Source organism: Devosia epidermidihirudinis (genome assembly GCF_000971295.1).
Lineage (GTDB): Bacteria > Pseudomonadota > Alphaproteobacteria > Rhizobiales > Devosiaceae > Devosia > Devosia epidermidihirudinis.
This window is the reverse complement of the sequence record NZ_LANJ01000045.1, coordinates 54,545-66,972: the sequence shown is the minus strand read 5'-3', so window position 1 is coordinate 66,972 and position 12,428 is coordinate 54,545. Positions and strand designations below refer to the sequence as shown.

The 12,428-nt window shown below is 60.2% G+C and carries 11 protein-coding genes; 6 read left to right on the top strand and 5 right to left on the bottom strand.

The features are described 5' to 3' along the window. Positions 1-79: 79 nt before the first annotated feature. The 3 genes from WH87_RS19430 to WH87_RS15825 all read left to right on the top strand — a co-directional run bounded on the left by WH87_RS19430 (position 80) and on the right by WH87_RS15825 (position 2,959). Positions 80-1,354, top strand: coding sequence for a phosphoadenylyl-sulfate reductase (locus WH87_RS19430; protein ID WP_082092743.1), 1,275 nt, complete (start codon positions 80-82; stop codon positions 1,352-1,354). Positions 1,355-1,520: 166 nt separating this feature from the next. Beyond that, positions 1,521-2,546: an NAD(P)/FAD-dependent oxidoreductase gene (locus WH87_RS15830; RefSeq protein WP_046140574.1), complete on the top strand. Its 1,026-nt coding sequence runs from the start codon at positions 1,521-1,523 to the stop codon at positions 2,544-2,546. 92 nt (positions 2,547-2,638) lie between these two features. After that, entirely contained in the window at positions 2,639-2,959 is a 321-nt protein-coding gene (locus tag WH87_RS15825) for a 2Fe-2S iron-sulfur cluster-binding protein (protein WP_046140575.1), read from the top strand. A 144-nt stretch (positions 2,960-3,103) separates the two neighbouring features. Here WH87_RS15825 and WH87_RS15820 read toward each other — a convergent pair whose 3' ends face one another. Then, entirely contained in the window at positions 3,104-3,679 is a 576-nt protein-coding gene (locus WH87_RS15820; protein WP_046140576.1) for an NADPH-dependent FMN reductase, read from the bottom strand. Between the two features lie 94 nt (positions 3,680-3,773). Here WH87_RS15820 and WH87_RS15815 point away from each other — a divergent pair, with 94 nt between their 5' ends. Further along, the gene (locus WH87_RS15815) at positions 3,774-4,184 is read left to right on the top strand and encodes a winged helix-turn-helix transcriptional regulator (RefSeq protein ID WP_046140577.1); all 411 of its coding nucleotides are present in this window, start codon (positions 3,774-3,776) and stop codon (positions 4,182-4,184) included. Here the strand turns inward: WH87_RS15815 and WH87_RS15810 are convergent, their stop codons facing one another. From WH87_RS15810 to WH87_RS15795, 4 genes are all read right to left on the bottom strand, one after another. Continuing rightward, positions 4,185-5,195: a YcjF family protein gene (locus WH87_RS15810; protein WP_046140578.1), complete on the bottom strand. Its 1,011-nt coding sequence runs from the start codon at positions 5,193-5,195 to the stop codon at positions 4,185-4,187. After that, positions 5,192-6,643 (bottom strand): YcjX family GTP-binding protein, encoded by a 1,452-nt coding sequence (locus tag WH87_RS15805; protein ID WP_046140579.1) that lies wholly within the window; start codon positions 6,641-6,643, stop codon positions 5,192-5,194. The genes WH87_RS15810 and WH87_RS15805 overlap by 4 nt, the downstream gene beginning before the upstream one ends. A 69-nt stretch (positions 6,644-6,712) precedes the next feature. Then, positions 6,713-7,624, bottom strand: coding sequence for a homoserine O-succinyltransferase (locus tag WH87_RS15800; protein WP_046140580.1), 912 nt, complete (start codon positions 7,622-7,624; stop codon positions 6,713-6,715). A 67-nt stretch (positions 7,625-7,691) separates the two neighbouring features. Beyond that, on the bottom strand, positions 7,692-8,558 hold the full coding sequence (locus tag WH87_RS15795) for a hypothetical protein (RefSeq protein ID WP_046140581.1): 867 nt from the start codon (positions 8,556-8,558) through the stop codon (positions 7,692-7,694). Positions 8,559-8,787: 229 nt separating this feature from the next. Between WH87_RS15795 and WH87_RS15790 the strand changes: the two genes are divergently transcribed. Beyond that, positions 8,788-10,521, top strand: a complete 1,734-nt coding sequence (locus WH87_RS15790) for a flagellar hook protein FlgE (protein ID WP_046140582.1) — start codon at positions 8,788-8,790, stop codon at positions 10,519-10,521. Between the two features lie 65 nt (positions 10,522-10,586). After that, positions 10,587-12,422: a flagellar hook-associated protein FlgK gene (gene flgK / locus WH87_RS15785; RefSeq protein WP_046140583.1), complete on the top strand. Its 1,836-nt coding sequence runs from the start codon at positions 10,587-10,589 to the stop codon at positions 12,420-12,422. The last annotated feature ends 6 nt before the right edge of the window (positions 12,423-12,428 follow it).

Here is a 12,428-nt window from a genome sequence, read left to right as displayed (position 1 = left end):
GCTGAACCCCTCACCCCAGCCCTCTCCCCTCAGGGGAGAGGGGGCGATGGAGCCGTACCCGCTCAGCTAGAGGTTCATTATGGCGCAGCCTAGGATCCAACAGGCCCAGCCAGCGCACGACAAGCTACGCGCGCTGGGCATTCTTGCCCTCAACGGCATGTTTGACGAAATGGACGCAGTCGGTGTGCTGCGGCAGGCGTCGAACGAGTTGCTGGTTGGCGACATTGCCATCGTGTCCTCGTTTGGCGCTGACTCTGCCGTGCTGCTGCATCTGGTGGCACAGGTCGATCCGTCCATGCCGGTCTACTTCCTTGAGACGGGGAAGCATTTCCAGGAGACGCTGGACTATGTCGAGACGCTCAAAAAGCACCTCGGCCTGATCAATGTGCACGCGATCCATCCCAATGCCGAGGACGTAAAGCGTTTCGATCCTGCCGGCACGCTCTGGGAGACCGATCCGGACTCCTGCTGCCATATCCGCAAGACCGAACCGCTCGAGCCGATCACTGAGCAATATGGCGGCTGGGTCACGGGTCGCAAACGCTTCCAGACCAAGGAACGCGGCGTGCTGCCGCATTTTGAGCTGACCAGCGATGATCGCATCAAGGTCAACCCTTTGGCCTACTTTACCGACGCCGACGTCAATCAATACAAGATCGACCACGCCTTGCCCGAGCATCCGCTGTTCGCTAAGGGCTATAAGTCCATTGGCTGCGCGCCTTGCACCTCGGTGGTTGCCGAAGGCGAGGACCCGCGCGCCGGACGGTGGCGCGGCCTCAACAAAAAAGAATGTGGCATCCACTATGATTTCAACGGAGCGATTGCCTCGCCGATGACTGCTGCGACCCGACATACGCTGTGGAAGGATGGCGCCTTTATCGCCGATCCATTCCATGAATGGGCCGAGGACAGCGATCCGGCGACTGCGAGCTACAAGCATGTCCCCTTGCCGGTGTTTCTGGCCAATCGGGCAACGTTCCTTGCCAATCCGCATCCACTTGGCCTGTTGGTCTCGCCTGGCGACAACATCGAGACGGTTGCAGACGATCTGGGGCGGTTCGCGTCCGTCGCGATCAAGTTCCCTGCATTCACCGATGGGCGTGGCTATTCAACCGCCCGTTTGCTCGCTGAACGTTACCAGTATGCTAACGAAATCAGGGGGGTGGGTGACGTTTTGCAGGACCAGATTCCGCTTATGCGTCGTTGCGGAATCAACGCTCTTGTTGTGACCCACGAGCCATCGCGTCAGGCGCTGATCGAAAATCGTCTCCCCGAGGTCGCGGTGTTCTATCAGCCCGTCGGCGTCACCGAAGTGCCCCTGGGCACGCGCCCCTTCCTTCGCCGCGTCTCCTGATGTAAGTGGATCGGGTTCGTCAGGATTTCCTTTCGAGGACGTCCATCCATCACCGCGTCATTCCCGCGCAGGCGGGAATTTCTCTCGTCACAGACGGAAATCCCTGCTTTTGCTGGGATGACGCTGATACAAGTTACGGGTTTGGCCCGCAGAAGCTGAGTTTGAAATGAGCACTGAAATCGTCACCGATGTCGTCGTTATTGGCGCGGGCCCCTGTGGGCTGTTCGCGGCCTTCGAACTCGGTCTGCTCGACATCAAATGTCATTTCATCGACATTCTGGACCGCCCCGGCGGGCAGTGCGCCGAGCTGTACCCAGAAAAGCCGATCTACGATATCCCCGGCTTCCCTGTGGTCACAGGCCAGCAGCTGACCGACAATCTGATGGCCCAGATCGCGCCATTCTCGCCTGAGTTCCACCTGAACCGGATGATCAACACCATCCAGAAGCAGCCCGACGGCTCGTTCCGCCTTGAGACCGATGCCGACGAAGTCTTCCACGCCAAAGTCGTGGTGATTGCGGCTGGCGGTGGTTCTTTCCAGCCAAAGCGCCCGCCAGTAGAGGGCATCGAAGCGTTTGAAAACAAGTCTGTTTTTTATTCGGTTCGCAAGATGGATGACTTCCGCGATCAGGACGTCGTTATCGTTGGCGGTGGCGACTCCGCGCTCGACTGGACGCTCAATCTACAGCCTATCGTGCGTTCGCTGACGCTTGTGCATCGTCGCGACGCCTTCAAGGCGGCTCCCGCTTCGGTCAACAAGATGAAAGAGCTGGTGATGGAGGGCAAGATCAACTTCCTGCTCGGCCAGATCGCCAAGATCGACGGCGAGAACGGCCAGCTGAACCATGTTCATCTCACCACTGATGCCGGTGATCTGTCGGTTCCTGCCACGCGCTTGCTACCCTTCTTCGGCCTGACGATGAAGCTTGGCCCGGTCGCCGATTGGGGCCTTGAGCTCAACGACAACACCATCAAGGTCGATACCGAAAAGTTCGAAACTTCGGTCCCTGGCATCTTCGCCATCGGCGATATCAACTGGTATCCCGGCAAGCTCAAGCTGATCCTCAGCGGCTTCCACGAAGCTGCGCTTATGGCGCAGGCCGCCAAGGCGATCGTCTCGCCCGGCGAACGCGTGGTGTTCCAGTACACCACCAGCTCGACCAAGCTGCAGAAGAAGCTTGGCGTCGCCTGAAGTCTTGTAGACGGGACTGCCCGACCATACTAAACCGCATCATTCCCGCTTGCGTGGGAATGAACTTATCCCCGTGCTGCCGGAGGCCGCGTATGATTATCCACGTCACCGACCAATCCGGTGAAAATCACGAGCTCGAAGGGCTCGAGGGTTGGCGCGTGATGGAGGTCATTCGCGACTGGGGCCTCAACATCAAAGCCGAGTGCGGCGGCGCGCTGAGCTGCGCCACCTGCCACGTCTATGTCGACAAAGACTGGATGGAAGTGGTCGGCGCGCCCAGCGATGAGGAAGAGGACATGCTCGACAGCGTCGGCGATGTCCGGTCCAATTCCCGCCTCAGCTGCCAGATCCTGTGCAGCGACGCGATGGACGGTTTGAAACTGACCCTGGCGCCGAGCGCAGCCAAGGACTGACGTTGCTTCAGCCGTTTCGCTCATAAAATTCACAACCACCGTTGCTTCCCTCGTATTTGATCCGAGGGTCTCTGGCTGCCTGTGCCGTGTTGAGAGTGGCCCTCGGATCAAGTCCGAGGGCAGCGGCGGTGGGTGGGGTGACGATTATTCAGCCGCGACGCTCAGCGTACGGTGCTCGCCATGGCGGTCGATCCAGTCGGCGAACTTGTCTGCAAAGCCCGCCAGGAAATCGCGAGATTGATCGTTGGTCACGTCGAAGTGCTCGTCGATGATGCCCGGCGTGAACTGGAAATAGACCTCTGGTTGCCCCATCACGACGAAGCCCAGCAGGGGCATTGTGGTGCGGAGCTGGTTCTGCCCTGCGGCAGTGCCGATGCCGCCCGGGCTGGCGCCTGCGATAGCCAGTGGCTTGCCGGTCCACGAGTTCTGCCCATAGGGCCGCGAACCCCAGTCCAGCGCATTCTTGATCACAGCAGGGAACGAGCGATTGAACTCGGGCATGACGATGAGTACGGCGTCGGCCGCAGCAACGCGGGTTTTGAGATCGGTCACGCTGGCGGGCGGGTTGTCCCATAGGTCGTTGTTGTAAAAGGGCAGGCTGCCGATATCGAGGAAATCGAACTTCAGGCGCTCCTGGGCCAGCTTTTCGATAGCCTTGGCCAGAGCCTTGTTGATGGATTTCTCGCTCAAACTGCCGAGCAGGACGGCGACGTTCTTCATGTCAGGACCTATGGTATCGTTTGGTGACTGACGCTATATGAGTGACTGTCTATTGCGTCGCAAGACCGCACTTTTTCGAACGTCAGGCACTAAAATGAAACTGGATGAAACGCACAATGATTGCCGCCCGGTAGGGGAGATCCTCAACCAGATCGGCGGCAAGTGGACGGTCCTCATCATCAACCTGCTGAGCAACGGCCCCAAGCGTTTTGGCGAGATCAAGCGCATGATCGGCGGGATTAGCCAAAAGATGCTGACCTCGACGCTGCGCGATCTGGAGATGGACGGGTTCGTCACGCGCACCGTCACGCCATCCATCCCGCCGCGCGTCGACTACGAGCTGACCGAGCTGGGCTATGACCTTCAGGTGCCGCTCAAGGCACTTGGCGCATGGGCGGTCGATAATCGGCCCAAGGTGCTGGCTGCGCGCCGGCAGTATTTCGAGGCCCATCCGGACGCGATGCCCATTCGCAAGAGCAACGTCGCGGTGCTCGCTGCCGAATAGCTATTTGGCAGCGTCGCCGGTGACCTTGGTCAGCTCGGGGATGAAGTCGCGCACCATCGGCTGCTTCTGCGTTTCAAAGGGCAGGGGCCGCACCACGCGCATTGCCGCAATACCGACGCGTACGGTCATGAGGCCGTTGACCACGCCCTCGCCCAGTCGCTGGGACAGCTTGGCAGCCAGACCTTGCCCAACCAGTTGCTCGACGATGCCATCGGTGAGAACCAGCCCACCAGTCACAGCAAGGTGCGCCAGAATGGCTCCAGCGAGCCGCCAGAAGCCGAAAAAGCCCGGTCGTGCTCCGTAGAGCGCAGCGATGGCCCCCGCCAGCCTGACGCTCTCGTAGACGACGAAGGCGATGTCGACGAGTGCCCTTGGCGAAACAGCAGTCACAAGCGCCACCCGTCGTGCCGAAGCGGCAGTCAGAATCTTGGCGCGCGCGTCTAGGGGCGCCATCAGGCTGCGCTCGGCGAGGGCGACGATTTCGTGGCCATCGAACAGGTGGTCGACATTGTCGGTCACTGTTTGTCGCGCGCGCGCCAGATCGGGGCGGTCGGCATAGATATGGCCGAGTCTATCGATGACGTGCTTGGCTTGGTGTTGATCGTTCTGCTGTGTCGCCAGCGCGGCGTCACGCTTGAGGGCATCCAACACCCGCAGGCGACGGAGGGCGAAGACCTCTCGGGCGATCAGCGCCAGAATGGCAATGACGAACAGACCCAGCACCACAAGGCTGGCCCAGCCGAGCCATTCGTTGCGGGCGAAGAGATCGCGGATCAGCCGGTCCGCGGCAAGGCTGATGCCTGCGGAAACCAGAATGCCGCCAGCCGTCCAGGCTGTGCGCCCAATCCAGCCCATGCGGCGGGGTGGCAGCGCAACCAGGGCGTCATTATCTCCGGGTTCAAACTCGGGCTCCACCACGACCACGTTTGCCGGTGCAAAGGCGCGGGGGAGGCGGATGGCCTCATCGGTGCTGTTGGATGTGCCGATAGGGCGAGCGATCGGGCGTTTCATGCGAGCCGGTCTCCGATCAGATAATCGAGGGCACGATCAAAGCGGATGTGGGGCAGGACAACGTCACCCGCCGCGTTGAGCTCCAGCTTTTGCGGCGGGGTGAAGCGCAGGAAGTTCAGCGCGACAGGCGTGCCGTCCTCAAACAACGAATCCGGGCGCTCAGGCAAGTCGCCGGGAAACAACGCAATTTCAGTTTTGCCGTCGTAGCTGACGCCATCCAGCGTTTCACCTGCCATTGGCGTGCCGATGATGGTCGGCAAGGTTTGGCCGGCCTCGCTGATTGTGCCTTCGCGCGTCGCCCTTATCCCCGCCAGTGCAATCGAGCGGGTCTCGGCCCCGGCAAAGCGCGCGCGCTTGGAAGCGCTGGCGACAAGACGGTTGAGGATAGCTTCGAGGCGGTCATGGCTGGTGTGGTGCACATGATCGGCCTTGGTCGCGGCAAACAGGATGCGATCAATCCGGCGTACAAAGGGACGCAGCAACGGATTGGTTTCGCCCTGCCGGAAGCAGCCGAGCACGGCGGTCAACGCCGTTTCAAGATCGGCGACGGCCGCTGGCCCTGCATTAAGGGCCCGCAGGGTATCCACCAGCACGATCTGACGATCCAGCCGCGCGAAGTGATCCCGAAAGAATGGACGGACGATCCGATCCTTATAGGCCTCGTAGCGGCTTTCCAGCATGGCATAGAGGCTCGTGCCGCGCACGGCCTGACGCTGGGGCGGCAGCGGCGCGAATGTCAGTGCGGGAGAGCCCTCGAGGTCGCCTGGCAGCAGAAAGCGCCCCGGTGGCAGGGTCGACAGCGCGCCATGTTCGCGGCTGCGGCGCAGATATTCGGTGAAGGCTGCAGCGAGGCGTTCCGCATCGACGTCATTGGCGTCTTTAAGTGGATCGATCTCGGTCAACAGATCGAGGAACGGACCGGCCTCCTTGCCCGAACCGGGGCGGTCAGCGCGGTCCAGCGCCTGTACGCTCCATTCGGCAAAGCTCAGGCCTAGCAGCGGCAGATCCAGCAGCCATTCGCCGGGGTAATCGACGATATCGAGGTTGAGCGTGGATGGTCCGGTCATGCCGGAATACCACTTCTTGGACTGGAACTTCAGCACGACACGCAGCTGGGAAATGCGCCGCGTGCTTTCCGGCCAATGCGGCGCCTTGCCGGTCAGCGCAGCCAAATGCTGCTCATAGGCAAAGCGCGGAATGGTCGCGTCCGGATATTCGGCCAGTTTCGCGCCGATCAGTCGGCCCTCAGCCAACGGCGCAAAGCCGGGGAGGCGACCGCCTGTCAGTAGGTTATGCACCAGAGCCGTGATGAAGATGGTTTTGCCGGCGCGGCTGAGGCCGGTCACGCCGAGGCGAATGGTTGGCGTTATGGCACCGGTTGCCGCATCGGCCAGATTGGACAGGGCAATGCCCAGTTCATCGACCACGGTTGTCGGAGATTGTGCCAAGCCGCTGTTCCCTAACTCGTTTCGCACAAGGTAGGGCTTGGCCGCCCCAATGCAAGGGCGGCCAGTTGCTTATGCGCCGATCTTGTTCAGATCGTAGGGCGTGGTCTGGTAGATTTCGTTGATCCAGTTCTGGAACAACAAGTGGGCGTGGCTGCGCCAGCGGTTCTCCGGCTGGGCGGTTACGTCGCCGTTGGGAAACAGGTTCGCCGGTGGCGGCGTGTTGAGGCCCGCCTTGACGTCCCGCTCATATTCGTCGGCCAGCGAGCGGTTGTCGTATTCCAGATGATTGAGGAAATGCACCGCGCGGTGGTTCTCGTCGCCCAGCATGGACACGCCGACCTCGGCATTGTCGATCAGCACCTCGAGATCGTTGCCGATCGTTGTGCGGTCGATATCATTGTAGCGCGACACCGGGATCATCGGGCTGTCGGAGAAGCCGCGCAGGAATGGCGAGCGCGGGTTCTTCACCTGGTGGCGGAACACGCCAAAGGCCTTTTCGGGCATGCGGTAGCGCTTGGTGCCGTGGAAGTGGTGCAGCGCAGCCTGTGCGCCCCAGCAGATGAACATGGTGTGGTGCACATTGGTCTGCGTCCAGTTCATGATCTCGATCATCTCCGGCCAGTAGCGCACTTCCTCGAAAGGAATGTTGGCGATGGGCGCACCGGTGACGATGAAGCCGTCGAACTTCTTTTCCCGAACCTCTTCCCAGGTCTTGTAGAAGCTCTTCAGGTAATCCTCGGACGTGTGCTTGGACTGGTGATCAGTGATGCGCACCAGCGTCAGGTCCACCTGCAGTGGGGTCGAGCCGATGAGGCGCGTGAACTGGGTTTCCGTCCGCTCCTTATTGGGCATCAGGTTCAGCAGGCCGATTTCGAGCGGGCGGATGTCCTGTCGCGCTGCGCGCGCAGAATCCATCACATAAACGCCCTCGTCCTCGAGGGTCTTGCGGGCAGGCAGGTCGTCTGGAATTCGAATAGGCATATCAGCCCCTTGGGCAGCAATGATGGGAAAGCGATTCAGGCGGGCGCGTCTCCACGGAGGAGGCGCGCTATCGCATTCGCTTCTCGATCGCAGCAGCCATTAGATCGACGAACTCATCACCATCGCGAACCATTGCCAGGTCCGATGCCTCGACCACATAGCCGAATTTGTCTGCCAGCGCCTGATAACGCGGCAGACGGTCATGAAGCAGTGCTTCAAAGCCCCAGGCGCCAAACCCGGCCGGGTCGACGTCGCAATCCTCGGCGATCTTATTCAACGCCTTGTACTCCGCCCACTTCTCAACGAGAAAGTGCGGCTGATAATACATCGGTTTGGGGCTCTTCTTAAAGCGCCGTACCAGCTCGCTGGCATCTTTGTCGGTGCCGCGAATGTAGAGCAGGGCGGTCGACGCCGTCAGCGTCTTGATCACCGGGTCTTCGGGATCGTTGTGGTCGATCACCTCGATCAAGGAGCCACCGGTATCTGCGATAAAGTCATCGTAATCATAGAGCGCTTTGGCGCGGTCAATAAAATACGGAACATCCTGCAGAGCTGCCAGTTCGGCAACGCGATGCTGGTCCTGACGACGCTGATACTCGGCCAGCGGCAGGCCACCCCTCTCGGGATTGCCGGGCGTGCCCAGGTAGGTCGACAGCGGGTCGAGATTGTCGAAGGTGATATTGGACGACAGGTAGATCGAGTCCGAACGCAGAAGTTCGGCCAGGAACGGCACCTTCATGGCTTCGCGCTTGAAGTTGTCGACGATGTATTCGCCCATATAGCGCGTGCCGATGCGGTAATCCGCCGAGTAGTGGAACCACTTGCTGGCGCGCAGCATGTTGGACAGCCGTGTTTTGCCAACGCCAGCCATGCCGAACACGGTCACCGCGCGGCGGGGGGCTTTGACAAACTCATCGGCGGACTTGAACAGCATCGACTGCCTCGGAAATAGCGCTCTTGCGTTTAGAACAGATGCCCCGCGCAGACAAGCAGGCGGCAAAATCTGCCGCGAACTCGGACTCATTTGCCGGGATGCTGCCTTAATCTAGTGCGTGTCGGAGAAAAATGTAAGCAAAATCAATGCGTAGTGCAGTTGGCACTATGTTTGCATTGATGAGGCCTGAACGCGTCCTGAGGCGCGAAAAGGGCTTACGGAGTTTCAGATGGGCATTTATGGCGCTCTTTCCGCTGCGGTGACTGGCTTGCGGGCCCAGTCGCACGCGCTCGAGAATATCTCGGGCAATATCGCCAATTCGCAGACCACTGGTTACAAGCGGATTGAGACGGATTTTCTCGATCTGATCCCCGATGCGCCTCTGTCGCGTCAGGTGCCCGGGGCCGTCATGGCGCAGTCGCGCGGCACCAATGAAGTTCAGGGCGATATCAAGACGGTGTCGAACGAGACTTTCGTTGCTCTGAATTCCAATGGCTTCTTCATTGTTGAGCCTAAAATCGGCCAGTCGGACGGGAATTCGGTGTTTGCTGGTACCAATTTCTATACCCGTCGCGGCGATTTTCAGATCGACAAGGACGGCATGCTGGTCAATGGCGCTGGCTACTACCTGAAGGGTCTGCCGATCGATCCGAAGACTGGCAACGTGTCCGGCTCAGTTCCTGAGGTTATCAAGCTTTCCAACAGCTTCCTGCCGGCCCAGCAGACCACGCGCATCAACTATCAGGCAAACCTGCCGCAGATGCCAAAGACATCGGCGTACAATGCTTCCACGCCAAACAGCGAGCTGCTCAATGCTGGCGCCAATGGTGGAGCTCCAGCGAAGCGGGCGGGCAATGCTGTTTCTGGGCCAACCGATCCAGCAGCCAGCAACGGGTTCGCGGCTGGTACAGATATGACGTTCACCAGCAACACCACGCCAGCACAGACTTTCACTGTAAGCTTTGTTGCGGGTCCAGCAGGTCCTGGGCAGGTGCAGGTTGATGGCGGCGCTACGGTTGAAGACGTGCTGGCAAGTGTGCAGTCTCTCCTGCGGGGCTCCGGCAAATCGGCATTCGCATCTGCCAATGTCGGGCTGACAGGGAATGCCATCGAAGCTTCGCTCGGCAACAACCGCGTCAACAATCTGACGATTAGCGGGTCGAATACGTCGGGCCTGAACGGAACTGCTACCCGCACCGCGGCCGTCGCGCCCGCAACGATCTCTGGCGCTGATGACGTCAACTTCCGTGCCGGGTCTATCGCCGGTGGTGCGATCACCGTATTCGCGGAAAATGGTGCGCCAGCTGCCGTGCAGATGCGCTGGGCGAAGGTCGACAGCGCGGCCTCCGGCGGCGAGGAGGTTTGGGCCCTCTACTACATGTCGGACTCGTCTGCTACGGGCGGCGACACCATGTGGACTCGTGTCAATCAGGACTACAAGTTTGCCTCAAACGGCTCCTTGGATCCCTCGTTTGCCGCAACAACGATCACAGGTCTCAAGGTCAACGGCGTGACAATCGGTAACGTCGAACTCCGCCATGAAACTGTTGGCATGACGCAGTTTGCCGACGTCAACGGCACCGTTAGCGCAAAGGTCAACCAGAACGGTTACAGCGCGGGTGAGTTCGTCTCGGTGGCCATCAATGATAATGGCCGGGTCGTTGCGACTTATTCCAACGGCGAACGCATGGATATGGCGCAGGTTGTGACTGCGGAATTCAACGCCGTAAATCAGCTCAAGCGCCTGGACGGCGGCGTGTTTGCGAGCACGTCCGAGTCAGGTGAGGCGATTGTCGATCTCTCTGGCGGTGGCATCATCGGCGGGGCTCTGGAAGCTTCGAACACCGACATCTCCGATGAATTCACCAAGCTGATCGTGACCCAGCAGGCCTATGCGGCAGGCACGCGTATCGTCAGTGCGGCCGACAAGATGCTGCAGGAAGCCCTCAACATGATCCGCTAAGGCGGGGTCCAAGAACTGGGTTCGAGGCGGTGCCTCGAGCCTGATCCTTTTGTAGGGAGCCCAAGATGGGTTTGACGACGTCACTCACCAATGCTGTGTCCGGCCTGCGGGTCAATCAGGCATCCATTGATATCCTGAGCCGCAACGTCGCGAACTCGGGCACGCCGGGCTATCACCGGCAGGCCCTCAACGTCGTCGACTACAATTCGCAAACAGGTTCCTATGCGCGCGAGGTCGGTACTGACCGCGCGTTCAATACAAGCCTGCAGACCTATTACACCCGTCAGGTCTCTGACACGGCCAACTCCAGTGTGCAGGCGAGCTACCTGAACCGCCTTCAGAGTTTTCTTGGCAAGCCGGGCTCTGCCGGGTCGCTGGATACCCTGCTTGGCAAGCTGCAGAACTCCCTGCAGGGGCTGGCGACTAGCCCTGACGATTACACCGTCCGCGCACAGGCAGTGCAGCAGGCGCAGAACATGGCCGAGACGCTCAATCGGCTGTCGGGCTCCATTCAGGAGCTTCGTCAGGAAGCCGAAGGCCAGATTGCCACCAACGTCAACAACCTCAACGGCATGCTCAATTCCCTATCGGAAGTGAATGGCCGTCTGATGGACCTTGGCATGACCGATGGCGCGCGGGCAGCGCTGCTCGACCAGCGCGATCGCCTGGTCTCGTCCGTTGCCGAGATCATCGACGTGAATGCCGACTATCGCCCCAATGGCACCGTGGCGCTGATGACCCGGTCAGGCGTTGGCTTGCTCGACCAGGGCGTGTCGCGGTTCTCCTTCTCCAGCGCCGGCAATCTGTCGCCAAATTCGACCTTTGATCCGGACGCGTCCAAAACGCGCGTCGGACAGCTGACACTCACGACGCCGTCGGGTTTGACCATCGACCTGGTGGCACAGGGTGTCATCCAGGGCGGGGAACTCGGCGGCCTGTTGACGCTGCGCGACAAAACCCTTGTTGAAGCACAGGACCAGCTCGACGAGATCGCGTCTGGCCTCGCTTTGGCATTCTCGACGAACCCCGCCAACGGCAAGCCATACAGCGATGGCGTCAGCAATGGTTTTGACATCGATCTGACCAAGCTGCAGCCAGGCAATGATGTACTGTTCACCTATTCGGAGAACGGGGTCGACAAGCGCGTTCGCCTGATCAACGGGCCTCCGGCGCCCGCCTATTTCGACGCAACGGGTCAGCAGGTTGTTACGCTTGATCTGGCCGGGGATCCCGCCGCCGTCCAGACCACGCTGGCGGGGCTTTTTCCCGGTCTTGATATCGCGGCGACGGCTGGCAATTTGCGCATTCTCGATGACGGCGCCACAGGACGCACTGACGTCAAGTCGGCGGTGTCGCGCAGTACGTCCACTGCGCTGCAGGGTGACGGTCTGGGCTTCAACCTGTTTGTTGACCAGAGCAATGCCAACTACACCAACAGCATCAACGGCAACCCGCCACAGAAGCAGGGTTTTGCGGCTCGCATTTCGATCAACTCTGCAATTCTGGCGGACAATCGGCTGCTGGTTCAGCATGAGCAGAGCGCGACCCTGGGTGATGCTGATCGCGCAAATTTCCTGATCGCCCAGCTCAAGGACATGAAGTTCGTATCGGGCGGTAGCCCGGCGGCGAATAGCGGCAAGTTCCAGCTGAGCGGCAGTCTCAGTGAGGTTGTCGGCCAGGTGATCGGCTTTCAGGGGGCGTCGATCGGCTCGGCGCTCACCAAGTTTGAAGACCGCCAACTAACGCTGAACACCATCGTTGATCAGATGGAGTCGAATTACGGCGTCAACGTCAATGAAGAGATGGCGCGGCTGATGGAGTTGCAAAACGCCTATGCCGCAAATGCCCGCATCGTGTCGGTGGTCAAGGAACTGCTCGACGCCCTCTACCGTGCGACCTGAGGATTA